Raw genomic sequence first — 24,692 nt, forward strand, 5'->3', positions numbered from 1 at the left:
CTGATCTGCGGCGCACCACCTGTGGTGCGTGACGGGCCGGCCGGTGCCCTGACCCGTGAGCCGGACACCGTGTCGTCGCACAACCAGAACTTCTTGGGCCGGGCGGCGGGCCGTCCTGCTCTTCGGGCGTTCCCATGTCGCCGTGCCTTTGAGTGGTCGCGGTTCCCTCTTCCCCTCGGGTTCTCCGGCCGTGGGACGCAGCCTCGTTGCCGGAGGTGCCGAGTGGATCCGTGGTCGTCGGGGCGCCGTCGGTCTGTTCGGGCTTGCGGTGCTGGGTATGAGCCGTCCACGCTCACGGACTCACCTCCCGGTAGCTCGTCCGCGGCGAGGCTCCGGCATGGCCGGGAGGGCGCACAACTGGCAGGAGGGGAGCCCGCCGACGGCCGGTGTGCCGCCCGTGCCGCGAAACATTGCCGGTATCACTCCTGGGCGCAACGGCAATCGACCATCGGTCGGCTCCCCACTCAATCATTGCATAGTGCAAAATGAAATCGCCAGTCATCCCGGTGCTGGGAAGTCCTCCCATGCGTTCGGTCGGCGTCGGACGAACTGATAGTGACACCCGGTGGATGGTCTGACAGGGGCGGAGACCTTACGAGAGCCTGACGTGGTGGAGTTAGCCCTCGCGTCCCGCCCGTCCCGCAGGCAACTCTGGTGCTGCGCGCCGCCGTTCCGTGGTGGCGGCGGAGGTCCGAGGAGCAACCCATGAGCAGGCACACCAGGCGCAGGTCGTCGCTACAGGCCCAACTGTCCGTTGCCGGAGCCGGGATCATCGCCGTGGTGGCGGCCGCGACCACGGTGAACTTCGCCTCCGCCGGGGAAGTCCAGCGGCCCGGGAGCGCGGCCAAGGCCGACCACGCGGTCTTCGTGCAGGGCAACGAACTCGCCGGCAACACCATCCACGTCTTCGAGCGTGGTGACGACGGCACGCTGGGTGCCGCGGCCCGCTACGCGACCGGTGGCAAAGGAGGGGACCAGGTCGACGCGCCCACCGATTCGCTCGCCTCCCAGGGATCCCTCGTCTACGACGACCGGTCGGGTTTACTGCTGGCGGTCAACGCGGGCAGTAACACCGTGACGTCGTTCCGGGTCCAGGGGCGGAAGCTGACAGACCGTCACATAGTCTCCTCCGGCGGGGACTTCCCCGCGTCGATCGCGGTCTCCGGCGGCCTGGCGTACGTCATGAACGCGGGCGGGAAAGGCAGCGTCCAGGGATTCCGGATCACCGCGAAGGGGCTGGTGCCGCTGAGCGGTTCCTCTCGCTCGCTGGGGCTGGACAACAAGAAGGTGCCGTTGTTCAGCAGCTCGCCCGGCCAGGTCGCGTTCACGCCGGACGGCCGTGCGCTGGTCGTCACGACCAAGTCGGCGAACACCGTCGAGGTCTTCCCGATACGGCACGACGGACGTCCCGCCCATCAGCCGGTGGTCAACGACTCGGCCGGTGGCGTGCCGTTCGCGATCACCTTCGACAAGGGCGGCCGGATGCTGGTGGCCGAGGCCGAGAAGTCGACGGTCACCACGTACAAGGTGCGCGCCGACGGAACCCTCAAGGTCGTCCAGCAGCCGCTGGCCAACGGTCAGAACACGCTGTGCTGGCTGGAGCGGGCCGGCGACTTCTTCTACGGGGGTAACACCGGCAATTCCACGGTCACCGGCTACCGCACGGACCGGCACGGAAAGCTCGCGCTCACCAACGATGTCGGCATCGCCACCCCGCCCTCGGCCATGTCCCAGGGCGTCATCGACCTGGCGGTGACCAAGGACGAGAAGTTCCTGTACGTGCAGAACGCCGTCTCCGGCACGGTCGACGGCTTCCGCGTAGGCAGGAACGGCTCGCTCACCAAGGTCACCACCACCACAGGGCTGCCCGCCTTCGCCGAGTCAGGCATGGAGGGCATCGTCGCGGTGTAAAGAACGCGGCCACCGCGGCCCCACGCCCCGGACGTCCTTGTCCGGGGCGTTACGCGTGTGAGCGGCCGTGCCGACAGTGTCCGGCGGCGTCGAGGCGGACGAAGGGGACGGTTCGCCCCGCCTCGCGGTACGACGCCTCGCGGCCGTCGACGTGAAGCCCCATGTATGCGCACAGGCGGCGGGCCGTCCGGGGACGGCGCCGGGCGTAGTCGGCCGTGACCTCGGCGCCTTCGTCAGGTGTGAGGAAGCGGGCAGTGACGGCGTAACGGCGGGTGCCGATCTGGAGGAGCGTCTTCGGCTGCTCGCGCAGGTTCCCGTACCAGTTGGCCGTCGGCCCGAATCCGGAGGCGACGGTCCAACTCGCGTCGGCCGGGGAGGGGACACCACTTCCAGGACCACCAGGCGGTCGAGGCCGCTGACGCGACCGACGTGGTGCAGCAGGAGCAGCCGTTTCCCGAAGAGGGACCCCAGTCCCGCGCGGAAGAGCAGAATCGGCAGCCGCGCGGCCAGGCGCCGCCACCCGGTGGGGAGTTGGGGGCGGCGAGGTGTGGTGTTTCTGCGCCTCATGGTCGCCTTCCGCGGGTACGAGGTGGTGGCCTCGCCGCACGGCATCCGGGTGATCGTGGGCGATGTGCAGGGCAAGGGCCTGGCCGCGGTGGAGACAGCAGCCGTCGTCCTCGGCGCCTTCAGGGAGGCGGCGCACGACGAGCCGAACCTGGTGGGCCTCGGCGAGCGCCTGGAACGGAGTTTGGCCCGGGAACTGGAGGGCGAGAAATTCGTCACCGCGATCCTCGCCGAGATCGGCGCACGCCACGAGGTCGTCTTCCTCGACTACGGGCACCCGGCCCCGATGGTCGTACGCCAGGACGGAGCCGTCGACTTCCCGCAGCCGCTCGCCTACGCCCTCCCGCTCGGCCTGGGCGTACACGCGGGGGAGGGGCCGAAGCCGTACCGGGTGGCCTTCGCCCCCGGTGAGCAGCTGCTGCTGTACACCGACGGTGTCACCGAGGCCCGCGACGAGGACGGCCGCTTCTACCCCGTCGGCGAGCGCGTGCACCTGCTCAAGGACCCCGACGCACACCGAGCCCTGGAGGCCCTGCGCGCGGACCTTGCCCAGCACGCCGGCGGTCCGCCCCACGACGACGCCGCGATGCTCCTGCTCCGCTATCACGGTCACGGGGAAGGAAAATCTGTTCCCCTTGCGTGAGCGAGTCCCCATGTGTGAGTGAGCAGCGTGTTCGGGGCGGTAGAAAGGACCTATGCCGGAGCGTAAGACCCCTTCGGGGACGATGGATGATGTTGACGTGGTGACCCGCGAGGTGCTGACCGCATCCCGCCTGCTGGTGGCGGTCTCCGCCCGCTCCCTTGCGGAGGTCGAGGAGCGGGTGACGCTGCCGCAGTTCCGCATGCTGGTGGTGTTGTCCACACGCGGGGCCACCAAACTGGTCACACTCGCCGACGTTCTCCAGGTAGCGCCGTCCACCGCGATGCGGATGGTCGACCGGCTGATCGCGGCCGGACTCGCCGACCGGCAGTCCAACCCCGACAATCGTCGCGAGACCCTGCTGCAGCTCACGGACGAGGGACGCCGCACAGTTGTGGACGTCACCGCCCGGCGCCGCGCCGAGATCGCCGCGATCGTCGAACGGCTCACCCCTACGCAACGGCTGGCACTCATGGAGGCCCTCGCAGCCTTCAACGAGGCAGGGGGAGAACCCCTCGCGGAGGCGCTGGACGCCGCGGAACCGCACCCACTGGGCTGGGCGGTCGACGTGTCGGTGGCCCGCGACGCCTGACCCGCCCGGAGCCGCCGCCGGATTCGGGCCCGCTCTCCGCCCGCGGCGCGTTTTGCATAATGCAAGGGAAGCGTGCGGGTGCGGTCTGGCTGCCTGATCCCGGCAACGCAGCCGCGCGTACCTGTCCGGCTGGGAGCAGTGCGGACCGCCCGCCTGTCACGCCAGGATGCGGGGTCATGGCCGGACACGGAAGGACGCTGGGAGGGAGGCACGTGAATGCGCCGAAGGCGGCGACTCCTGCCCGAGCCGGAACGGCACCTGATGACGCATCTGCGGAGCACGGTGTGGGGGCCGGCCGAGTTCGTCGGCCTCCCGCCGCGGTGGCTGGCCGCAGAGGGACTTGTTGCCGGGTGCGTGACAGCGGGGGCGATCGTCGGGGTGACGATCGCCGGTGCCTGGTACGGGATTCCCGGGCTGGCGGACGGTGAGGGCGGCCTGGTCTGTGCCGCCGCGCTCGCCCTCTACCTTCGCGTGATGCGGGCCGGACGGGCACTGATCGCCATCGTCGCCCTGATCGGGGTCTGCCTCGCGTTGCAGGCGCCCCAGGCGGCCGTGGGCCTGGTGCTGGCGGAGCGGGGGCGAGTGGAGTCCGTGGTGGTGACATCGGTCGAGGTTGGACTGGGTGCCGTCCCCGGCCGTGACCGCTATCTCTGTTCGGTGGCCGACCGTGACGGCGTGCCGCTGAAGATCCGTATCTGGCGGGGGTGCGGGCGGGCCACCCGACCTGGCGACGCGCTCGCCGTCGTGTACGACGCGAAGGGGCGCGTGCCGCCGCGCGGCGTGGAGGCCGGAGCGTCGCGGGCGGGGCCCCTGCGCGACCTGGCTGGCTGGGCCGGCACGCTCGTCACCGCGTGCCTGGTCGCGGTCGTACGCTCCCACCGGCTCTCTCATGCCGCATCCCGCCGCCCTGACCAACCGGCCTCAACAGCGGGACCGTGACAGGGCGCACCGGCCGCCCCCTCGCCGATCATCCGGCGGTCGGGCTGGGAGCGGGTGTCGGGGCACTGGTCCGGACGTTGAGGTCCGGGCGCGGTGTGAGGACGACGATGGGGGAGCCGGGCTGGGGCGCCGGCGGGGTGACCTGGTCCTTGGGGAGCTTGGGCGGGGTGGTCTGCTGGAAGTTGACCTGGTCGATGTTGACCAGGCCGGTGTTCTCCAGCACGGTGATGTGGTCCAGGACGGTGTCGTTGGCCAGGTCGGCGAGCCGGCGGACCAGGGTGTTCTGGGTGCTGGCGCGGATCTTGGCGATGGTCGGGAAGATCTGGCCGTGGGTGACTCGCATGATGGCGACAGCGGTGGAGTCGAACTCCCTGCCGCTCTTGGAGTCCACCGTCGCCACGAACTGCTGCTGCTGCGGGCTCGCCAGGTTCGGCAGGGTGACGTTCAGCTCGGGGGCGATCTTCCGGCACATGTCGTCGAGCCCGGCGTGGCCGACGATCAGGTGCTTGCCGGCTTCCCTCATTTCCGGGGTGGTGCCCCGCTGCATCGTCATTTCTCCCAAGGGGTACTCCCACAGTCCGGCCGCGCGCACCTTGACCACGAAGTCGCGGTCGGCCTCGGTCAGCGGCCCGTACTGGGTGTTGGTGATGATCCGAGAGGTGTTCGTCGTGGCGTTCTCTATGCCGAGCATGGCGGGATAGGCGAGGGCGGTGAGGGTCAGACCCAGCGCCCCGAACACGAAGACGCTTCCCAACTTGTTGAGTGAGATGGGCATGGAGACTCCTGACGTGAGCGAGCTGTGTGTCAGGGGGTACGGGCGCGAGGAGGGGAATCTTCATTGCACTAGGTAAATTTTGCAGTGTGCGATGTGATGTGCATCACACGTTGAGCTCTTTGGCGCTGGCGGCGAGGTGAGCGCGCCGTCTCGCCGGAACGTGTGGGTCCAGACGGTGCGGAACGGATCGTGCTTCGACAGTGAATTTCGTCTTGATGTCGCCCGACCGTGCCCGGGCAGGGCGGATGTCGGCCCGGCCGACCATCCGCGATTCCCGCGCGTGTGGCGCGTGACTACGCGGATGACGCTGTATGCGCGGCGCGCAGCGCGCTCTGGTGGCTGAGCCAGCCGACTGGTCGGCCGTGCTCGTTGTCGAGTACGGGCACTCCGGTGCCTGCGGCCGAGAGCAGAGTGTGGAGAGCCTGGGCGAGGGACTGGTCCACCGTCACGGGTGCGGGTGGCTCGGTGAGCTGTGCGACCCGGGTGGGCGCGGTTTCCGGTTGCTCCGAGAGGGCCTCGGCGACTGACTGGGCGCTGATGACGCCGACGTAGTGCCCGGCTTCGTCCACCACGGGGAGCGCGCCATGCCCGGACAGGCTCAGCAGGTGGGCTGCTTCGGACAGTCCGATGGACGACGGCAGGGGCGAGGGGAGGGGCTCCATGACGGCGCCGACGCGCTGGGCGCCGATCCGGGCCCCGGGGGCGGGACCATCGAGGTCGACCCCGCGTCGGCGCAACTTGAGCGTGTAGATGGTGTCGCGTGACAGCAGGCGGCTGACTGTCGTGGCGAGCGCGATCGCCAGCATCAACGGGAGGATGATCGAGTACTCGCCGGTCAGCTCGAAGAGGATCACCACGGCGGTGATCGGCGCGCGGGCCGCGCCCGCGAAGACGGCGCCCATGGCGACCAGCGCGTAGGCGCCCACCGCCCCGGCCGTGCCCGGCAGCAGGTCATGTACGCCGATGCCGTACGCCGCTCCGAGCGTCGCCCCGATGAACAGGCTGGGCGCGAAGACCCCGCCCGAGCCGCCGATGCCGATCGTCAGGCTGGTCGCCACCATCTTGCCCACCAGCAACAGCAGCAGGAAGGCGATGGCGTACCCACCCTCGGTGGCCTTCTCCAGCACCGGATAGCCGACGCCGTACATCTCCGGCAGAACCAGGAGCACGAGACCGAGTGCCAGTCCGCCGACCGCCGGGCGCAGCCACTCCGGCCCGCGCCAGACCCAGTCGCAGGCGTCCTCGACCCAGTACAGGAACCGCGAGAAGCCGACCCCGACCACGGCGGCGACGACGCCCAGGACGGCGAACAGTCCGTACTGGGCGAGATGATCGACATGGAAGTCCGGCAGGTCCAGAAAGGCCACGTCGCCGAAGGCGGCGCGGCCGATCACGCCGGCGGTGACACTGGCCAGCACCGTGGCGCCGAACGCCTCCGTGGAGAAGGAGCCCAGGATCAGTTCCAGGGCGAAGAACACTCCGGCGAGCGGAGCGTTGAAGGTGGCGGCGATGCCGCCTGCCGCACCGCACGCGACCAGCAGCTTCATCTGACCCTCGGTGACCGTGGCGACGCGGCCCAGTGTCGAGCCGAGCGCCGAGCCGATCTGCACGATCGGGCCCTCGCGTCCGACGGAACCTCCGGAGCCGATGGTCAGGGCAGAGGCAAGCGTCTTGACGACCGCGACCTTGGGACTGATCCGCCCGCCGCGCTGGGCGACGGCCAGCATTACTTCGGGAACTCCGTGTCCGCGCGCCTCTCTGGCGAACCGGTTCACCAGCGGCCCGTACAGCAGACCGCCCAGCACGGGGGCGAGAAGAACGAAGTATGGGCCCAGCCATGGCAGGCGCGGATGGCCTGAGCCGGGGGATGCCGCGTAGTCCGCGTGGCCGGAGAAAAGGCGTGTGAACGTCTGGATGCACCAGCGGAAGACCACGGAGCCCGCGTCGGCCCCGGCGCCGACGATCGTCGCGAGGGCCATCAGCGCCCACGATGTGGGGCGCATGCCCACGTATGCCCGTGCGGGTGCGAAGCGCCTCATCGAGGTCGCTGTCGCGGGCTGCCTGTTCTCGGCCGTACGGATGGCACTCATCGCTTCCCTTCCCTTATGTTTGCATGATGCAAAATATGCGAGAGCGGGGAAGGTGCGCCGCGAGCGCCCTGAATTTTTTGCATGATGCAAAACTTTCGCGATGTGGTGAACGTGGCTGATGACGCTTCCGTACCCCCTTGAGAGCGTGGTGGTCCGGGACCGGCAGCTGCCGGATGCCGAGCTGCTCGTGCTGGGCGGCGTGGGGTGGCCACCGGCCGGGCACCGGGCCTTCTCCGGTATCTGACCTGCCCGTGTGCTGTCCGCGCGGCCGGAGCACGGCCCCCAGGTCAGCACGGCGTTCGGATACGTCCGCACGTGTCCGAACGCCTCCGACATCCAAGAGCCGACCCGGAGACATGACGTGGAACGACGACAGGCGCAGCGGGGCGGGCGCGTGGGCAGGACACTGCTGGTGGTGGCCGCCATGCTGGCCGGTGTCCTGCTCGGCGTCGCGACACCGGCCTCGGCACACGCGGTGCTGACCGGCAGCGACCCGAGCGCGGGCATGGTGCTGAAGACAGCGCCGAAGTGGGTGACGGTCTCCTTCACCGAGTCCGTCGCCCTCGCCGAGGGCTCGGTGCGCGTCCTCGACCCGGACAGCCGCCCGGTGACCGCGGGCGACCCCGAGCACGCGGACGGCCAGGCGGACACCGCGCGCGTGCCGTTGACCGGCGACCTGCAGGAGGGCACGTACACCGTCTCCTGGAGAGTGCTGTCGGAGGACAGCCACGCCGTGTCCGGTGCCTTCACCTTCTCCGTCGGAGCGCCCTCGCAGACCCGCGCCGAGGTCGCTGCCGAGCCGGCCGTGGATCCGGCCGTCGACACCCTCTATGGCATCGGCCGCTACGTTGCCTATGGGGGCCTGGCCCTGTTGATCGGCAGCGCCGTGTTCGTCCTGGTGTGCCGGCCCGGGGCCACGGCCGTACGTGTGGTGCGCGGGCCGCTTGCGGCCGGGTGGTGGGCGCTGGCGTTGTCGACGGTTGCGCTGCTGCTGGTACGCGGGCCGTACGCGAGCGGGGACGGACCGGCCGGAGTGTTCGATCCGGGACTGCTGCGGAGCACGGTGGACAGCCGACCGGGCATCGCACTACTGGTCCGCCTGGCTCTGCTCTTGTTGGTGGCCCTGCTCCTCAGGCGCGGCCGGTCCGAGTGGAAAGCCGGCCGGGGCATGGTGGCGGCGGGCGTCGCCCTCTGCCTCGGCCTTGCCGGGACCTGGGCGGCGGCCGAGCACGCTTCCGCGGGGATCCAGGTGCCTGTGGCGATGGTCTCCGCCGTGCTGCACCTGCTCGCCATGTCCGTGTGGCTCGGTGGGCTGACCGCGCTGCTGATGGCGCTGTTCCGGGCACCGGCCGACGACTCGCTCCCGCCCGCCGCGGTGGCACGTTTCTCCCGGCTCGCGCTCGCCTCGGTGGCCGTGTTGGCAGCCACCGGTGTCTACCAGTCCTGGCGCGGACTCGGCTCCTGGGAGGCGTTCACCACCCCCTACGGCAGGACGCTCGCCCTGAAGATCGCAGCCGTGGCACTCATGCTGTTGGCGGCGTCGCACTCGCGCAACTGGACAAGAGGGCTACTGCGGGTGCCCCAGGTGAAACCGGTACTTGTCGCCGTGGGCGTTGGAGACCAGAGCTCTCCGTCCGACCTCACGACGGAGCCTGCCGCTGGGTGCAGCACTGCCGAGCCCAGCCCGGAGGCCCAGCGGCGCGGCCTGCGCAGGTCCGTGCTGGCCGAGGTGGTGATCGGCGTCGTGGTGCTCGCGGTCACCACTGTGCTGACGGGCAGTCGGCCGGGGCGGGCCGCCGCCGAGTCCGCAGCGGCCTCCACAGCCGTCGGGCGGTCGAACGTAACCCTCGCGGTGGTCCCTTTCGACACGGGTGCCCCTGCCGGGAGCGGCAAGGTGCAGGTCACCCTGGAACCGGGCCGGGTCGGCCGCAACGTGGTGGAGGCCGTGGTCTTCGGCGCCGACGGAAGCCTGATCGCTGTCCCCGAACTGCGTCTCACCTTCACCCAGTCCGCGCAGCGCGTCGGCCCGCTCGACGCCGAAATCGTCGACCAGCGCGGCTACTGGGGCAGCGACAGCCTCAATCTCCCGCTCGCCGGGATCTGGACGATGCGGGCCACGGTGCGCGTCTCCGACATCGACCAGGTCACCGTGTCCAAGACCGTGAAAATCACCCCATGAGATCCGGGCGGGGACCACAGCCCGGAGCGAAGGCGGTCGCCGAGCCGCCAGCGGCTGACTGGCACGTGAGGCGCTGCTCGTCCTCGCCGACCAGGACGACACGGTCGGTCCAGGCGGTGCGGTAGCCCTCGGTGGACATCAGCAGTCCGGCCAGGGTGCGGCGCAGGGCGGAGCGGCCGGAGTCCCTCAGGTGGTTGGAGACGATGCGGGACCGCAGCCGCTTGGCCTTGCCCAGGTAGAGAAGCCGCCTCTTGGGGCGGCCGGAGTTGGCTGTACCGGAGAAGGAGGCCAGCACTTCGGCCGGTGCCCACCAGGCATACAGGCCCGCCGTGGTGGGCAGGTCGGTGATCGCGGTGTCCAGGGTGTGTGGCGCGGAGAGCAGGTCGGTTTCGGCCTGCCGGACGATGACGTCGTCGAGCATGGACGCACCCTAGGCCGGACCGAACCGGTCTGTCCGGGTTTCAGGTGGCGCGGGCGTTCAGCCGGTGTGCTCGCACAGGACGCGGCGGGCCCTGCGTTCCACGAGCACGGGCGCATAGCTGCGAACGGGCACGGTATCCAGGGGCGCAGGCTATGGCGATCGCGGCCTCGATCTCGTCGGTGTGTGGGTGTCGCCGTGCGAGGTCTTGAGGTACTCGGTGACGTGCTGGAGTACGAGGCAAGCCGCCCTTCGTACCCTCCGGTTCTCTTCGACTTCGTCGAGGAGTTCCTGTGCCGTTCGTTGAAAGGTGCCCGCGCCGCCGATATCGGCGCGGGCAGGGGAATCGCGACCGCGCTCCTGCATGAGCGGCGGATCGGGTTCGCCCGTACGAGGTCCTGCTCGATCGCCCACAGGTAGAACTGGTTGACCGTGGAGACCTCTCGATCCCAGGTCCCGTCCTCCACGCGGGGTCCGTGCTCGTCCCGTCGATGCCACCACTCGTACGCGGCCCGATCGTCCATGGTCGCGTCGCGCCAACCGCACCCTCCCCGTGCAGTCCACAGGAAGTCGAAGTAGGTCCGCAGGTCTCGGGCATGCGCGGCCTGTGTGTTCCAAAGGGAAGACGCGAGCCAGACGGAAAAGCAGCGGTTCAACGCAATGTCGTACGCGCCCGCCGGGCTGATCAGAAACGGCTGCCCCTCGGGTACGCCCCGTTCGTCCAACCGTTGATCAAGGTCGGCGAACAGCTCGCTGAACTCCCGGATGAACGGCGTCTCATCACGCGGCCGTGGTAGGTCCCGGCGCGTGAAGTGCAACATCCATCCTGAGAGCGACATGGCGCCGGACAATATCCCGTGGACAGCTCAACAGCGCATGAATCAAGGCACGGCGTTGCGGGTGAGGGCGTGGGCCCAGTAGAGCAGCGCGGCGAAGGTCGGCTCCACCCACAGCCGGGGCCGCGTGACCCGCCGCAGCCGGGGGCAGTAGCGGGCCGATGCGCCATCCCGTGTACGGCCGCTCGGCCGCGGCCCGTGATGCCTCTGCGTCCGGGACGGCCGTCACGACCGCTTCTTGCCGGATGCCTGGGCGGGCTCCGGCACCCCTTCTTCACCCTCCTCGCCCGGGTACGGTGCGTCGTCGCCCGGGCGAGGACGGCGGGTGACGATCAGGTACACCAGCGCGCCGGTGAACAGCACCAGGGAAACCCAGTCGTTCAGCCGCAGGCCCAGGAAGTGGTTGGCGTGGTCGATGCGCAGTGCCTCGATCCAGGCCCGCCCGGCGGTGTAGGCGAGGACGTAGCAGGCGAACAGCCGGCCCCTGCGCAGCCGGTGGTGCCCGCGGCGGTCGAGGAACAGGAGTAGCGCCATCACGCCCAGGTTCCACAGCGACTCGTACAGGAAGGTGGGGTGGTACAGGGCGATGTCCGGGCTGTCGGCGGGTCGGTTCACGGGGTCGATGTACAGCGCCCACGGCAGATCGGTGGGGCGGCCGTACAGCTCCTGGTTGAAGTAGTTGCCCCAACGGCCGATCGCCTGCGCCAGCACCAGGCCAGGCGCGACGGCGTCGGCGAAGTCGGCGAGCTTGATGCCGCGGCGGCGGCAGCCCAGCCAGGCGCCCACCGCGCCGAGCGCGACTGCGCCGGGGATGCCCAGGCCGCCGTCCCAGATGTACAGGGCGCGGATGGGCTGCTTGCCGGCGGTGAAGTACAACTCCGGGTCGGTGATCACGTGGTAGAGGCGTCCGCCGAGCACCCCGAACGGCACCGCCCAGATCGCGATGTCCGCTATGTCCTCCCGGCGGCCACCCCTTGCCTCCCAGCGGCGGCCGGTCAGCCACACGGCAGTGAAGATGCCTGCCAGGATGCACAGCGCGTACGCGCGGATGGGCACCGGTCCGAGGTGCCACACGCCCTGGGACGGGCTGGGCAGATACGCCAGATTCATGAGCTCGACCGTTCTACATGTGCGATGCCAGCCGCGGGGCCGGGGGAAGACCGGCCCGACAATACATTCGGACACCGAAATATCAGGGTGGCGGCGAGGACGGCTATGACGACGATGAGGATGACGGCCAATTCACTCAGTCCGAACATGGAGTCCTGTCCTTGGGGAGGGCTAGCGGGCGGGGCGGTCGGTGGGACGAGTGCCCGTGGGGGTGGGATACCTCTCCGCCGTACTGGGGGATGGGTCCTCGGTGACGTGTCGACGCAGGTGGGGCACGATCCCCCGGTCTGACAGAGCCTGATGCCAGGACAGCCGGGCCTGCTCCACCCGCTCAGCGGTCGGCGGGCCACTGCGCTCACGTACCGCTGTCCGCAGCAGAGCCGCGAGGGCCACGAGAGTGCTCAGCGCCGCGACGAGTGCCGGCACCACGCCGACCGCGTCCGCATCGTCGCACCGGCCGACGCACGACCCGTCCAGGTCGCGGAGGAGGCTCGATGACCCTTGCAGCTCACCATCGGAGCCCTGACCCTGCTGACCAACGCCTTCTTCGTCGGCGGCGAGTTCGCCCTGATCTCCGTGCGCCGCAGCCAGATCGAGCCGCGCGCCCAGGAAGGCAACAAGCGGGCCCGCATGGCCCTGTGGGGTCTTCAGTACCTGCCCGCGATGATGGCGACGGCCCAGCTCGGCATCACCGCCTCCTCGCTCGTGCTCGGCGCGGTCGCCGAACTGGCCATCGCGCACCTGCTGGAACCCGCCTTTGACGCGGTCCACCTCCCGGAGGGCCTGGTGCACCCGGTCGCCTTCGTGCTCGCGCTGCTGCTGTACGTGTACGCCGTGGTCGGCTGGGCCTTCTTCGCGGACGACGACCCCGAGCACTACGGCTCCATCGGCCGCGCGGTACTCACCCTCTTCCTCCTCATGACCCTGGACGGCCTCGGCGACGCGGTCCGCGGCGGCCTGGAGATCTCCCGCTGGAGCATCCTCTACCACGCCTCCTACGTCCTCCTCTCCTCCTTCGTCCTGGTCAACGTCCTCGTCGGCGTCGTACTCACCTCACTGGAGGAAGCCCGGGAAATGGAGGAACGGGAGGCCGGTCCGCCTGCGGCACCCGACGATCCCGATCGCGCGGTACTGCACGCCCCTATCGCCAAGGCGAGGCAGGCGCTCGACGAGTTGGAGGAGTGCCTGAGCGGTTCACCGGCCTCACGCCCGCGCGGGGCAGAGGAACGGGCGCCGACGCCTTTACCGTGAGGGGCACTTCGCGAGGGTTTCCTTTCCTCGGCTCTGGCACATGGAGGATTCGTCCGCTCCGTACAAGTCCAACATTTCGCCGAGAAAGCCTATAGCCCACGGTGAACAAATCGTGTGCGGGTTCATAAACGGCAAGCCCAGATCGCCAGTTGGCGACATAGTGCAGGAAGTCGGCAGGACGAAGCAGGGCGCCAGGAATGCTGCGGTGGTGCGCCCGCCGCATCCTCCTGTACGGCGATACGCCGTCCCTGGGCAGGGGAGGGGGCCTGTCGGGCAGGCGCGGAACATAGCAGCGGATCGCCGGTTGGCCAAACCGGCGATTCTCCGGACAGTTGTGGTGCCGATCGAGATCGAGCCTGCTCGCGGATCTACGCCGCTGCGGGCTCGTAATTCTGCAGTTCCGCCTGCCTTTTCGTACCCACCTGGCGCAAGCGCAGGACTCCCCGCCCTCTGTCCAAGGAACACCGTTTGACGTCCCCGCCCCGCCGCCCCACCGACAAGCTCACGGTCGACGAGTTCTGTGCCGACCTCCGCATTTCCCGCTCCACGTTCTACGACTGGCGCAAGAAGGGCCGAGCCCCGCGCTGCATACGCATCCCCAACGGCGCCCTGCGCATCCGCCGCAGTGACTACGAGAACTGGCTGACCGACTGCGAGGACCACGCGTGAGCAGTCGGTCCTTCAAGGTCCGCTTCTACGACACGGAGGTCTACAAGGGGAAGCGCAAGACCACCTACACCGTTCGTTGGTCCGTCAACGGCAACCGCCGAGGCCGTAGCTTCGAGACGAGGGCACTCTCGGAGTCGTTTCGCGCGACACTGCTCGTCGCCGCCAACAACGGCGAACCCTTCGACTCGGACACCGGACTGCCGGTCTCCCAGGTCGCGCCGGCGGCCGAGCTCACCTGGTACGAGTTCGCCCTCCAGTACATCGACGCGAAGTGGCCCCGCATCTCGGCGAACAACCGGAAGAACACCGCCAAGGCACTCACCAAGGCCACGCTCGCCCTCCTGCGCGTCGAACTCCCAGACCGCTTCGACCCGGTCGACGTGCGCCGGGCCCTGCGCGAGTACGCCTTCAACAAGCTGAGGCGCGACGAGGCCCCACCTGAGGTCCGCACGATCCTGTCCTGGGTCGGCCGCAACTCCCTGCCCATGACGGCCTGGGAGGACACCAAGCACCTCGACGCCGTCCTGCGAGCGCTCGACACGCTTCTGGACGGCACTCCGGCCGCTGCCAGCTCGGTCAGACGTGAGCGGCGGATCCTCAACGTGGCGATCAAGTACGCCGTCCGCCAGAAAATCCTCACCGACAACCCGCTGCCCACAGGCAAGGACGAGGACACAGCACCCAAGGTCGCCGAGGCCGTCGACAAGCGGTCCCTGCTCAACCCTGGCCAAGTCGCCGCGCTCCTCGTCTGGATCGGCGACCGTCCTCGCACCGGCCACCGACTCCACGCGTTCTTCGCCACGCTCTACTACGCGGGTCTGCGCCCTGAGGAGGCCGTCGCGCTGCGGGTCGGCGATGCCATGCTGCCCGCTGAGAGCTGGGGGCAACTGCTCGTCCACACCGCCGAGCCCGAGGTCGGCAGTCAGTGGACCGACGACGGTCAGGTCCACGAGACCCGCCACCTCAAGGGTCGCGCCGAAGGCGACACCCGCGTCGTCCCCGCCCACCCTGCTCTGGTCGCCACCCTGCGAGACCTGATCAAGGCGGACGGCCTGAAGCCCGGCGACCTCTTCTTCCCCGGGGAGAAAGGCGGCCTGCTGGCCGGGTCGGTCTTCCGGCGTGCCTGGAACAAGGCCCGTGTGGCCGTCCTGCCCGAGCACGAGTGCAACTCGCCGACAGGCAAGCGCGTGTACGACCTGCGGCACACCTGCCTGACCACCTGGCTGAATAACGGCGTCCCGCCGGCCCAGGCCGCCGATTGGGCCGGCAACAGCGTGCCGGTCCTTCTTGCTACGTATGCCCGGTGCATCACCGGCCAGCTCGCCGCGCTCCAGGAACGCATCGAAGGTCCTCAGCGGCTCCCGCCGGTCTCTCCTGAGCAGAGAGACCGAACCCAGAACTTCGGGAAGTTTTCGGGAAGAACACCTGCCAAGAGCCGTGCCGAACCGGTCCCGACCGGACTGCCGCCCTCGCCACCAGGGAGTCGGCCCGGCCTTGGGGCACCGAGATAGCGTGCCCGCTAACACGCCTCTGACCAGCAAAAACGCCCTCCCAGAGGGAGGGCGGAAAGACGATGTGGGTAGGGCGCCCCCGGCAGGACTCGAACCTGCGGCCAAGCGCTTAGAAGATGCTTGCTCTGTTCTTCGGTGGCGGCTGCCAGGGTGAGCCTGCTGATCGTGGCGCTCCCCCCTGCTGCTGGCGTCGTGCTGATTCGCCGACGGCAGACACGTTAAGTGCGGAACGGACTGGAATAGCGCGGCGAAGCAAGCAAACCTAGAGCGGTCCGGAGAAGCGCGATGACGCCCTCTGCCCCTGCACGCATCTCGGCGCAGGGAGCGGGGAGCCGGGGGCAACATAGCCGACGATCGCCGGTTAGCCAAACCGGCGATTCCACAGACCATTGAACGTGTCGCGCTGATCCCCGCGTGCTGCATTCAGTCACTTTCGCTGAGGAGCTCAAAGCCGTGGACGTCGAAGTCATGGAAGAAGAATGGATACTTTCTCCGGAGCAGGTTCGATCGCTACTCAAGTCGATTCACGGAAACGCCGATTCCAATCGTTCGGTGCACCCCTTCATGCGCACCGTGGCCGAGCAGGCTCTGCTCCCGCGTGAGGCTCGCGTGCTGCGTGTGAGTGACGTGACGCTCCCCGAGGGCGACGAGGGTAAGTTGACGGCCCGTCGCAATGGGAAGGCGAGGGAAATACCCCTCCAGCCGCAGTTCGTCGAGTTCCTCCGTGAGTGGATCAGTGACGCTGGTCTGCAGGAAAACGACCTGCTGTTTCCCAGTACGCGAGGCAAGCCGCTCACGGCGCCCGACTACAAGCAGATCTGGGAGCAGGCCCAGGAGGCCGTGCTGCCACGGGACGAGCTGTACTGGTGGCGCCTGGGGGAGCCCATCACTATCCTCCGTGATTCCTGCCTGGTGAAGTGGCTGACGGCGGGCATCTCCCCGGTCACGGTTGCGGAGTGGGCCGGCAAGACTCCGACGTGGCTTGCACTGCGCTATCCGCACTGCGCCCGCGCGTAGATGCCGAAAATAGCCCCGCACCACTTGGCCGCGATGTTGGCCCTTCCGGACGTGCCCAAGTAGTAGTTCTCGCTCCGCGTTCTGGCAGACGCCCGAGCGCGGGTGCCACAGTTTTTCGTTCATGAGCGTTGCCGAACCGCACCCAATCGGCGCCTCAACTGAGTTACCCACGCTCCGTGGCTCGGTCCCACTGCCCCGACGGAGCTGAATGGGTTCGCCCCTGGACCGGCTGCCGACCGCGCCGGGCGCCTCTACCTCACCATCAAGGACCAACCCATGCCTGCCCGCCTGCTGTCCATCCCCGCCGTCGCTGCTGCCCTGGACGTCGACCGCCGAACTGTCTACCGCTTCATCGCCGCCGGCGACTTGCCCGTAATCGACCTCCGTACCGGTCCCGGGCGCTCCCGCGTGCGGGTCCCGGCTGCCGGTCTCGACGAATTCATCAGCCGCCGCACGGTCGTACCGCCGGCAGCCCGCCGCTGACTCTGGTCGTTGCGGCCCCGTCATCGTTGAACAAGGAGTAGTGCCTCGTACCTCCGTAAGTTGAAGTCAGGCAAGTGGCAGGCGACCGTACGCAACCGGGCAGGAGACCGGTTCAGCGAGTCCTTTCCCCTCAAGGCGCAGGCACGTGCCTGGGGTATCGAGCTGGAGACCCAGTTCGCCCGAGGGGGACTGCGGGATCCGCGGGTCGGCGAAATGTTGTTCCGCGAGTGGCACGACCGCTGGTGGAACGCCCGCATCGTCGAACCCCATACGCTGCGCGGCGATGCCTCCAACATCAAGAACCATGTGCTGCCCTACTGGGCTGACTGGGAGATGCGGGCCATCACCCGTATGGACGTCCAGAGTTGGATCCGCGCCCTGGTCGAGAAGGGTGCAGGGGCTGCCGCCATCGGGCGTGCCTACGACCTGACGTCCTCTATCCTGCGCGCGGCCGTCGACGACGACGTGATCGCGTTGAGCCCTTGCCGCAGCATCGACCTGCCTACGATCGCGGTCAAGCCGCCGCAGTGGTTCACGCTCGATCAGGCGCAGAGCATGCTCGACGAACTGCCCACCGCGTGGCGGACGATGTGTCTGCTCGGCTTCTACACCGGACTGCGCTGGGGTGAACTTTCCGGATTGCACCGCCATCGCATCGACCAGCGCCGCTCGCGCCTGTTCGTAGTGGAGGTCAACACCAAGAGCGGTATCAAGGAATATCCCAAGAGCTCCAAGAGCCGCAGGGAAGTCCCGCTGCCGCCCCATGTCCTGGAGGTCCTCGAACGCCATATCCGTCGGCTCGACCGGGACGCCGTGGTGTTCACCACGATCACCAAGGGCCGTGCCGGACGCCTCCTCGACGACGGCAACTGGCGCCGGCAGACATGGTGGCCCACCGTCGAAGGCGCCCACTACTTCGACGATGACGGCGAGCAGCGCCTCGTGCCGCACTACCCGCCGCACTCCATGCGCCACACCTGCGCCTCGTGGCTGGTCCAGAAGGGAGTCTCGCTCTACGAGGTCCAGCACCTCCTCGGTCACGAAAGTTTCCAGACCACCCAGCGCTACGCCCACCTGCAACCGGACGCGCACAAGGCCGTCCTCGGTGCCTGGGAACGCTTGGACGCTCCGCTGACCATCGCGGCATGAACGTTCTTTCACCCTGTCCGAAGAGGACAGGGCGAAGGCGTTTGCGCGTGTAGGGATGCCAGGGTCACGGGCGTTGGTCAGCCGGAGTGTCCTCGGGGAGCGTCCAGCGGCCTTCGGTGTTGAACGGCCAGGTGTGGGAGTAGGCATCGACCTTCAGCAGGTCGCGCAGGGCTTCGCGACTGGCCGGCGGATCCGGCGGAGCGCGCAACGGACCCCGAAGCGGGTCGAGCTGTGCCGCATATGTCTCAGCCCATTTCAGCCATTCCAGCTCGTCCGCCGGAACAGACGCGTCGTCGGCTCGGGCGCTGGCCGCCTGGCAGAAAGCACGGATCTCCACGGCTTGCTTCCACGCCCGTACCTGCTCGATCAGAACAGTCGCCCGGTGCTGCTCGACCTGCTGCTCGCGCGCCTGCGCAACGGCTGCGTACCACCGGCGCCGTTGCTCTGCTTCACGGAGTTCCTTCTCGTGCTGTTGGCGCTCGGCTTCCGCCGCGCGGTGTTCGAGATTCTGTAGCAGGTGCCCCAGCCGGGACTCCACTGTCCAGCGAGCCCCGTCGCTGTACGAGTACGAATGCTGGTACCAGGATCCGGCGGGCGCGCCGAGGGCGAGGCGCCCGTTGAACTTCTCGTCGTATTTGGGTAGACGCGTCCAGGGATTGCGCTGCTGCTGGCGGATCTCCTGTGTGGTCGGTTCGTGCGGGACTTTGGCCGTCCGTTCCGTGAGGACGAGCGGGAACGCCCTGCCGTCGATGACGATGGCCAGTGTGTGCACGGCATCACCGTGTTGGAGGTCGGTCTGGGCCTCCACGGTGTAGCCGCGGTTCTCGGCTTCGGTAAGGAGCGCGTGCATGATCCGCAGGGCGCGGTCGGCGAGCGGGCGTGACACGTACATGGGGATGACCTCGGGTCTGCCACGCGTGTCGACCACGATCTGCGACCTGCCGAGCGCTTTGCGCGTCGCGCGGACCAACCGGTGAGGGCGATCCAGGCTCTCGGGTACTTCAATGGCCGGTACTGGAGGAGGCTGAGCTGCCCTCTCGGCTACCTCGTCGACCAACGTGAAGACGCAGTCGCCGCGTTGCCGACCGGACCAGCGGAGTTTGTGCCCCTCCGGCACGTGACCGTGGTGGAGCGCGTCGTAGTAAGCCGCCCGCCACCGCCCTCGGGTCTGTGGCGCGGGATCAGAAAGAGTGATCTTCCCTGAGGCGGATCGCAGCCGGGAGATGAGCTGGGCTCCATCGGCAGGGGCTCGCGCGGCTTGACCGGCGTCCGTTTCCAAACGCTTCTTCGCTGCCTGTACCTCCTGAGGATGCTTGCCGTGCTTGAGGTAGTAGCGGCCGTCCGCTGTGACTACCGCGATGTGCCCGCTGCCACGCCAGGTCCTCTTGATCAGCCCGCGCTTCTCCAGTGCCGAAGCCGTGTGAATGCCGGCGGGCGGAACAGTCAAGGCACCGGAAGCAGCCGCGATCTCTCGAAGCATGGCGGCCTGCGCCTCCGTCAAGGCGTACTTCACAACTCGCGACTCCGCTCGACTCAGAATGTGAAGGTTCATCATGGTATGCGGCAAGACGGTGAGCGGCCCGCCCGTGCCGCCCGTCTGGGTGTCCCGGCAAGAGCGAGCAAGTGGGTCGTGCTTCTGGGGCGGACCCGGCCGGGTTATCCAGTTTCCTGTTGCCTCCACAGCGTCAGCGGACGCTCTCCTTGTGGTCGCGTGCCGCCATGCCCTTGGATCGCTACCTTGCGATGCCCGGGTTCGGATGTACGGCGCCAATTGCTTTGTTCGGTATGCGCTGATAGCGCCGGGCTCATTACGCTGTGTCGCGGGGGAGTGTCGAGGCAAGCGGGGGCGGGGATGGGCACGGGGCATGCGGTACATCTGATGACCGCGGTGGAGAAAGCGGTGACATCTGCCGATGAGCTCTTTTCCCGGGAGGGCATGCCGGAGGGGGGTGTTGTACCGGAACCGGAAGGCGATGCGGCGACCGAAGCGGCGGTTCGGCGCCTGGGGACCCGGTTCGCGGAACTGCCCGGTCAGGTAAGGCACGTACTCGGACGTACACGGGATCACGCAGGCAACCTGTCGACCGACCGTCTTCAGGGCCTGTCGGAGATCGTGCAGAATGCGGAGGACCTCGGCGCAACCGATGTACGCATTCTGGCGAGGGAACAAGAACTCCTCGTCGCTCACAACGGCAGCCCGGTCCAACTGCCAGATGTGCTGGCACTGGCGATGCCGTGGTTGACCAGCAAGGCGGAGAAGGCCGAATCAACGGGCAGGTTCGGGATCGGACTGATGACACTCCAGTCCCTCTCCCCGTATCTGGAGGTGCGTTGCGGGCACTATCGGGTCCGCATCGGCGATCCCGACATCTCGCTGGCCCAACCATTCCAGGTGCCCGGCTGGTTCGCGGGAGACGCCTGGACGGTTCTGCGGGTTCCTTTGGACTCCGGTGTGCTGAGCACGGACGAGGTGGAGACGTGGCTCGCAGAGTGGGCCGACAGCGCGCTGCTCTTCCTCGACAGCGTCGGCAGCGTCACGCTCCTGGACGAGCAGGGCGCTGTCCGGCACCGGCTGGCGCTCGACCGGGAGGCCGGCGAGACGTTCGAGGCCGAGGTCGGCGGGTGGAGCGTCGAGGTGGAAGCCGGTGAGGCGCACGCCGGGGACGGTTCCCGGTGGCTGGTGTGCCGTACGACTGTTCCCAGCCCGCCCGGAGTCACACGGGCCCACAAGGCCGTCGGAACTACCACCACACTCGCCGTAGCCCTTCCGATGGGGTCCAATGACCGTGGACGGGTCTACGCCGGGCTGCCCGTTGAGGACATTGGTCTGGCCCTCTGCGTGAGCGCCCAGTTCGATCCGATCGCCAGCCGTCAGGCCCTCGACGACACGCCGTGGAACCGCGCACTGAACGAACTGGTGGCCGACCTGTGGACGGCCGCCGTCCTGCGGCAGTTCCTGCGGGATCCGTCACGGACGTGGCTCGCCGTGCCGCTGCCTCGGGATGCGCGTGACTCCCGTGGTCCGGTTGCCGAACTGGAACGGCTGCTACTCGACCGCGCCAGGACGCAGGTGTCCCGCAGTCTCGCCCTGGACATCGAGGGGCAGTGGCCACTCGCCTTGGAGGATCTGGCGGTGGAGGACGAGACACTTGTCGGCGTCGTCACCGAAGAGGAGATCTACCGCGTGGCGGAGCGGGCTGCCGTCCTGCCTGGGGCGGCAAGGGACGAGGACGGCCGGTGGCGTGAGGTGCTGTCGGACTGGGAGGAGCACGACGGCGCGGTCCCCAGGACGGTGGACTTGTACGACGCGCTTGGCCTCCTCGACGACGAGACGCGGTCACCGCAGGCGACCGTCCTCCTCGCCGCGGCGGGAATTGCCGCAAACGCGTCCTCCCGGTTGCTGTCGAGCCGGTGGCTCGTGGACAGCTCCGGAGCCCGGCACCGAGTGCCCGGGCGCGCAGAGCCGGCGGTGTTCACCGACACCCCGCAGGGCCTTGGGGCCAGTCTCGGCTTCTCCCGGGAGATCCATCAGGCGTTCCTTGCGGACACCGACGAGGCGCGGGCGGTGAACGAATGGCTCCGTAAACGGGAGGCCCTGCTGACAGACGCGGATTCGTTGGCCGTGATTCGGCGTCTCGCCGCCATCGGCGCCGTAGGAGGCGGCAGCCCACACGCGCTGAGTCTGACGGACGACCAGCTCAGCGAGGTGCGGGATGGTTTCGCTCGCGTGCCCGAGCGGGAGCGTGAGGGTCTAGGTCGAGACGTGGGACGCGCCATCCGGCTCCAGGGGCACCGGTACAACCCGGCAGGAGAGCGCGAGGAGATCGATATCGCTCCCGCACAGGCGTACCTCCCGGTCCGTCTGGACAGCTCGGAGCGGGAGGAGAGCTTCGCCTTCGCTGCCGGCCGGGCGGCCGGGCCGGTGTGGCTGCGGCCCCGGTACTCCGAGGTTCTGCAACGCGGCGGGACTGGGATGGGTGCCCGGAAGTTCCTGCGCCTTCTGGGAGCAGAAACCGCACCCCGGCTGCGTCAGCATCCGCGAGCGTGGGAGCGCTTCGCTCAGAGCCCCAAGGGCCTGCCCGCGCAGGTCAATTCGGGTCCCAAAGCGCGCGAGCGCGCCCTCCGACTCCTGGATGCGACCTATACCCTCGACGACTACGACAGCCCCGACCTGCATGCGGTTGCCTCCGACATCGCGACGGAGCCGGATCCTCAGCGCCGTAGACGTAGGGCAGCTGCACTGGTCCACGTCCTCGGACGGGCCTGGAGCCGCTTCTCCGACCATGACGAGGTCGCCGCCGTCCACGACTACTACGTCTGGCAGGACCGGGGCAGGACCGCAGCCTTCTGGCTGTGGCAACTGCGCGACACACCATGGCTGGACGACGGGAACGGCACGTTGTCTCCCTCCACCCGCTTGCGCATGCGCACCACCGGCACCGTCGCTGTGTACGGGGCCGACGACGCGCGGTTCCTCCATCCGGATATCCAACGCTTGGTCGGCAAGCGCAGTGACGTGCTCCGTGCTCTGGACATTTCTGCGGAAGCCCGAACCAAAGACCTCGTGGAGTGTCTGCAACGCCTGCGCCGACAGAAGGAGGGCGGCGGCGACAGCGACGTACCCGCTGCGCTGATTCTGTACGAGGCCCTGGCGGAGCGGGTCGCCGGCCGTGACTTGGATGCCTCCGGAGGGATGTCCGTCGGAGCTGTCGTCCAAGCGTTCCACGAAGGCGAGGGCCTCGTCCTCACGGACTCGGGCTGGCGCAGCCCCGACCAGTGTCTGCGCGGCACCCCACTCTTCGGGCCGCTCCGCGCGTTCGCTCCCACGTTCACGGGCAGCAACGAATTCTGGCAGTCGCTGAACGTTCGTCGTCCGACAGTGGACAACGCGGCGGCCGTGATCAAGGAGTTGGCACAGCTGGACCGGAAGGAACGGCGCGACGAACCGGACGGCGCGACCCAGTCCATCGTCCTGCAAACTCTGCAGATGCTCTCAGCCCTGGCCCGCAGCGAGCCAGGCGAATTGACGGCCAAGCGACTGGGACGGCTCCCCCTCTCGACGAGCAAGGGCTGGCTGAGTAAACGGCCCGTCTACACCACAGGGGACCCAGTGGTCGCCGAGGCCCTGGGCCGTGAACGCGCCGTGTGGCGGCCGGGAGCCGAACTGGAGCAGTTCCGACCACTGATCGGAGCCCTCCGTATCACCGAACTCGCTGCAAAGCACACCACCGTGTACACCCCGCACCCGGTTCCACTGGACGCAGACGCGACCGCGCTGGTCCGATCTGCTGTCACGCACCTCCGCGAGGACCTGCAGCGCAACGCCGCGAATGTGGCCCAGTCTCTGGACTGTTCCTGGGACGAGCTGGCGGACCTGACCGTACGCATCGCTCCTCACCTGGCATGCCGTGTCGATCTTCCTGACACGGGCGAGACAGTGCACATCCTCGTGGACGCTGGCATCGACTGGTCCTCGGGCACCCTGTATGTCCGAGATGCGGCTGTCCTGACACGCCCGTCCGGAGCTGGCCGATCGATCTCCGCCCGGTTTCCAGGAAGCCACCGCGAGGTTGCCCTCGCCTGGGGAGCCGCCTGCGACCAGGCCGAGAAGGGCCGCACGGCCGTGCAGCTGAGCCTTGCGGACGACCAGGTGCGTCGCGGCCGCGAAGCCGCCGAGGCCGAACGCGACCGACGGCTCAGGGAACTGGGACACGAGGCGGATCAACGCCGTACCGAGGTCGGAGTTCAGACCGGTGCAACGTCCGGAATTCCACGCACGCCGGTGGCCCGCCCGCTTGTCCCTAGGATCCCTCTGCCGGTGACGGTGCCTCCAGCCCCACTGGCGGAACAGCCAACATCCTCGCGAAGGCTCGTCGACCCCCGTGGCCTCCGGCTCGTCAAACCAGGCGGCGACATCACGCCGCCGAAGTCCCCTGATACAGGCATCGTCCGACCGAGCGGGACACCCACGGGGGCGCCCGGACTGCCGCAGCCTCGAGCTGGGGCAGCGATCCCCCAGCAGTACACATCACCGCGCACATACACGGCCGTGGGGCAGGAGAAGGTGGCGCTGGATGTCGTGCGCAAGGCACTGGCCGGGGACGACAGCTGGCTACGTGACCTGCGGGCCCAGCACGGACTGGGAGCCGACGCCGTGGACGCCCTGGCACGGTTCTATGAACTCAAGGCGTATGGGGGCGCCGAACCCGACATGGTGCAGCTGACACCCGCAGAGTTCCAGCGAGCGGGAGAGAGCGACGACTTCTTCCTGGTTGTCGTCTCTGGGCTGGAAGCCGGAACCGCCCCTGTCTCCGTGCGCATCATTCCTCAGCCGCTCCAACAGTTGACATGCCGTCCGAGCACCAACGTGACGGTCACGGGTATCAAAGACGCGCAGAGCCTCGTGTACCGATTCGAGGAGGAGAGCTAGACCGTCGGGCGTGACGCTCTTTTGGCACTCTAGCCTCGCGCTTTCACGAGGTGGGGTGTCCGAGGCTTGATCAAATAAGCGGAGAGTGCTCCTGACCTGCAACGATGGGACTTGTCTAGGGTCCTGTT

General features: G+C 68.5%; 19 protein-coding genes, 1 tRNA gene and 3 pseudogenes. 15 read left to right on the forward strand and 8 right to left on the reverse strand.

Going from position 1 to position 24,692, the window contains the following annotated elements:
* Positions 1–705: 705 nt before the first annotated feature.
* Positions 706–1,911 (forward strand): lactonase family protein, encoded by a 1,206-nt coding sequence (locus ADL01_RS26775; RefSeq protein WP_078960772.1) that lies wholly within the window; start codon positions 706–708, stop codon positions 1,909–1,911.
* A 49-nt stretch (positions 1,912–1,960) separates the two neighbouring features.
* Here ADL01_RS26775 and ADL01_RS46660 read toward each other — a convergent pair.
* A pseudogene (locus ADL01_RS46660) lies at positions 1,961–2,478 on the reverse strand (nitroreductase family deazaflavin-dependent oxidoreductase).
* 16 nt (positions 2,479–2,494) lie between these two features.
* Between ADL01_RS46660 and ADL01_RS26780 the strand changes: the two are divergent.
* From ADL01_RS26780 to ADL01_RS26790, 3 genes and pseudogenes are all read left to right on the forward strand, one after another.
* Positions 2,495–3,118, forward strand: a pseudogene (locus ADL01_RS26780) (PP2C family protein-serine/threonine phosphatase); the annotation flags it as partial.
* 52 nt (positions 3,119–3,170) lie between these two features.
* Positions 3,171–3,707, forward strand: coding sequence for a MarR family winged helix-turn-helix transcriptional regulator (locus ADL01_RS26785; protein ID WP_053744586.1), 537 nt, complete (start codon positions 3,171–3,173; stop codon positions 3,705–3,707).
* A gap of 216 nt (positions 3,708–3,923) precedes the next feature.
* The gene (locus ADL01_RS26790) at positions 3,924–4,646 is read left to right on the forward strand and encodes a hypothetical protein (protein WP_234354803.1); all 723 of its coding nucleotides are present in this window, start codon (positions 3,924–3,926) and stop codon (positions 4,644–4,646) included.
* Positions 4,647–4,674: 28 nt separating this feature from the next.
* On the opposite strand, the gene ADL01_RS26795 is transcribed toward ADL01_RS26790, so the two are convergent.
* Positions 4,675–5,421 carry a DUF4142 domain-containing protein gene (locus tag ADL01_RS26795; RefSeq protein WP_053744588.1) on the reverse strand — a complete coding sequence of 249 codons (747 nt, stop codon included), beginning with the start codon at positions 5,419–5,421 and terminating at the stop codon, positions 4,675–4,677.
* 293 nt (positions 5,422–5,714) lie between these two features.
* Positions 5,715–7,400, reverse strand: a complete 1,686-nt coding sequence (locus tag ADL01_RS26800) for a chloride channel protein (protein ID WP_107091003.1) — start codon at positions 7,398–7,400, stop codon at positions 5,715–5,717.
* A 229-nt stretch (positions 7,401–7,629) separates the two neighbouring features.
* Between ADL01_RS26800 and ADL01_RS47310 the strand changes: the two genes are divergently transcribed.
* Both ADL01_RS47310 and ADL01_RS26805 read left to right on the forward strand, forming a co-directional pair.
* Complete coding sequence (locus ADL01_RS47310; RefSeq protein WP_267889943.1) at positions 7,630–7,755, forward strand: hypothetical protein; 126 nt, start codon at positions 7,630–7,632, stop codon at positions 7,753–7,755.
* A 180-nt stretch (positions 7,756–7,935) separates the two neighbouring features.
* Positions 7,936–9,690 carry a copper resistance protein CopC gene (locus ADL01_RS26805; protein WP_199834934.1) on the forward strand — a complete coding sequence of 585 codons (1,755 nt, stop codon included), beginning with the start codon at positions 7,936–7,938 and terminating at the stop codon, positions 9,688–9,690.
* Here ADL01_RS26805 and ADL01_RS45490 read toward each other — a convergent pair.
* Together ADL01_RS45490 and ADL01_RS47890 are read right to left on the reverse strand one after the other, a co-directional pair.
* Entirely contained in the window at positions 9,680–10,111 is a 432-nt protein-coding gene (locus ADL01_RS45490) for a GIY-YIG nuclease family protein (RefSeq protein WP_053744590.1), read from the reverse strand. The two genes, ADL01_RS26805 and ADL01_RS45490, sit on opposite strands and share 11 nt — an antisense overlap.
* Positions 10,112–10,168: 57 nt before the next feature.
* Positions 10,169–10,252, reverse strand: coding sequence for a three-helix bundle dimerization domain-containing protein (locus ADL01_RS47890; RefSeq protein WP_420719740.1), 84 nt, complete (start codon positions 10,250–10,252; stop codon positions 10,169–10,171).
* A gap of 42 nt (positions 10,253–10,294) precedes the next feature.
* Between ADL01_RS47890 and ADL01_RS26815 the strand changes: the two are divergent.
* Positions 10,295–10,480 (forward strand): annotated as a pseudogene (locus ADL01_RS26815) (SAM-dependent methyltransferase); the annotation flags it as partial.
* Between the two features lie 689 nt (positions 10,481–11,169).
* Here the strand turns inward: ADL01_RS26815 and lgt are convergent.
* Positions 11,170–12,054, reverse strand: a complete 885-nt coding sequence (gene lgt / locus ADL01_RS26820) for a prolipoprotein diacylglyceryl transferase (protein WP_053744592.1) — start codon at positions 12,052–12,054, stop codon at positions 11,170–11,172.
* Positions 12,055–12,354: 300 nt separating this feature from the next.
* Between lgt and ADL01_RS44895 the strand changes: the two genes are divergently transcribed.
* From ADL01_RS44895 to ADL01_RS26835, 4 genes are all read left to right on the forward strand, one after another.
* A complete protein-coding gene (locus tag ADL01_RS44895; protein WP_159049636.1) occupies positions 12,355–12,552 on the forward strand; it encodes a hypothetical protein in 198 nt (65 codons plus the stop codon).
* 3 nt (positions 12,553–12,555) lie between these two features.
* Positions 12,556–13,305 (forward strand): CNNM domain-containing protein, encoded by a 750-nt coding sequence (locus ADL01_RS42610; protein ID WP_078960775.1) that lies wholly within the window; start codon positions 12,556–12,558, stop codon positions 13,303–13,305.
* A gap of 468 nt (positions 13,306–13,773) precedes the next feature.
* Positions 13,774–13,974 (forward strand): helix-turn-helix transcriptional regulator, encoded by a 201-nt coding sequence (locus tag ADL01_RS26830; RefSeq protein WP_053744593.1) that lies wholly within the window; start codon positions 13,774–13,776, stop codon positions 13,972–13,974.
* On the forward strand, positions 13,971–15,485 hold the full coding sequence (locus tag ADL01_RS26835; protein ID WP_078960776.1) for a tyrosine-type recombinase/integrase: 1,515 nt from the start codon (positions 13,971–13,973) through the stop codon (positions 15,483–15,485). Before ADL01_RS26830 ends, ADL01_RS26835 begins: the two co-directional genes overlap by 4 nt.
* A 77-nt stretch (positions 15,486–15,562) precedes the next feature.
* Here the strand turns inward: ADL01_RS26835 and ADL01_RS44900 are convergent.
* Positions 15,563–15,642, reverse strand: a tRNA-Arg gene (locus ADL01_RS44900).
* 296 nt (positions 15,643–15,938) lie between these two features.
* Between ADL01_RS44900 and ADL01_RS26840 the strand changes: the two genes are divergently transcribed.
* The 3 genes from ADL01_RS26840 (at position 15,939) to ADL01_RS26850 (ending at position 18,134) form a co-directional block, all read left to right on the forward strand.
* Positions 15,939–16,502, forward strand: coding sequence for a tyrosine-type recombinase/integrase (locus ADL01_RS26840; protein ID WP_078960777.1), 564 nt, complete (start codon positions 15,939–15,941; stop codon positions 16,500–16,502).
* A 276-nt stretch (positions 16,503–16,778) separates the two neighbouring features.
* A complete protein-coding gene (locus ADL01_RS26845; RefSeq protein ID WP_053744595.1) occupies positions 16,779–16,985 on the forward strand; it encodes a helix-turn-helix domain-containing protein in 207 nt (68 codons plus the stop codon).
* A gap of 60 nt (positions 16,986–17,045) precedes the next feature.
* Complete coding sequence (locus ADL01_RS26850; protein ID WP_053744596.1) at positions 17,046–18,134, forward strand: tyrosine-type recombinase/integrase; 1,089 nt, start codon at positions 17,046–17,048, stop codon at positions 18,132–18,134.
* Positions 18,135–18,198: 64 nt separating this feature from the next.
* Here ADL01_RS26850 and ADL01_RS26855 read toward each other — a convergent pair whose 3' ends face one another.
* Entirely contained in the window at positions 18,199–19,635 is a 1,437-nt protein-coding gene (locus ADL01_RS26855) for a hypothetical protein (RefSeq protein ID WP_053744604.1), read from the reverse strand.
* A gap of 612 nt (positions 19,636–20,247) precedes the next feature.
* On the opposite strand from ADL01_RS26855, the gene ADL01_RS26860 reads away from it, so the two are divergent.
* Positions 20,248–24,564 (forward strand): sacsin N-terminal ATP-binding-like domain-containing protein, encoded by a 4,317-nt coding sequence (locus ADL01_RS26860; protein WP_234354804.1) that lies wholly within the window; start codon positions 20,248–20,250, stop codon positions 24,562–24,564.
* The last annotated feature ends 128 nt before the right edge of the window (positions 24,565–24,692 follow it).

The organism is Streptomyces sp. NRRL WC-3618, from assembly GCF_001280005.1.
Classification (GTDB): domain Bacteria; phylum Actinomycetota; class Actinomycetes; order Streptomycetales; family Streptomycetaceae; genus Streptomyces.

Bases quoted from the DNA above. Each gene is read 5' to 3' on its own strand.
- lgt (WP_053744592.1), bottom strand. From the start codon at position 12,054: ATGAATCTGGCGTATCTGCCCAGCCCGTCCCAGGGCGTGTGGCACCTC.
- ADL01_RS26775 (WP_078960772.1), top strand. From the start codon at position 706: ATGAGCAGGCACACCAGGCGCAGGTCGTCGCTACAGGCCCAACTGTCC.
- ADL01_RS26845 (WP_053744595.1), top strand. From the start codon at position 16,779: ATGCCTGCCCGCCTGCTGTCCATCCCCGCCGTCGCTGCTGCCCTGGAC.
- ADL01_RS26800 (WP_107091003.1), bottom strand. From the start codon at position 7,400: ATGGCCCTCGCGACGATCGTCGGCGCCGGGGCCGACGCGGGCTCCGTG.
- ADL01_RS47310 (WP_267889943.1), top strand. From the start codon at position 7,630: ATGACGCTTCCGTACCCCCTTGAGAGCGTGGTGGTCCGGGACCGGCAG.
- ADL01_RS44895 (WP_159049636.1), top strand. From the start codon at position 12,355: ATGCCAGGACAGCCGGGCCTGCTCCACCCGCTCAGCGGTCGGCGGGCC.
- ADL01_RS26785 (WP_053744586.1), top strand. From the start codon at position 3,171: ATGCCGGAGCGTAAGACCCCTTCGGGGACGATGGATGATGTTGACGTG.
- ADL01_RS26805 (WP_199834934.1), top strand. From the start codon at position 7,936: ATGCTGGCCGGTGTCCTGCTCGGCGTCGCGACACCGGCCTCGGCACAC.
- ADL01_RS26790 (WP_234354803.1), top strand. From the start codon at position 3,924: ATGCGCCGAAGGCGGCGACTCCTGCCCGAGCCGGAACGGCACCTGATG.
- ADL01_RS45490 (WP_053744590.1), bottom strand. From the start codon at position 10,111: ATGCTCGACGACGTCATCGTCCGGCAGGCCGAAACCGACCTGCTCTCC.
- ADL01_RS26795 (WP_053744588.1), bottom strand. From the start codon at position 5,421: ATGCCCATCTCACTCAACAAGTTGGGAAGCGTCTTCGTGTTCGGGGCG.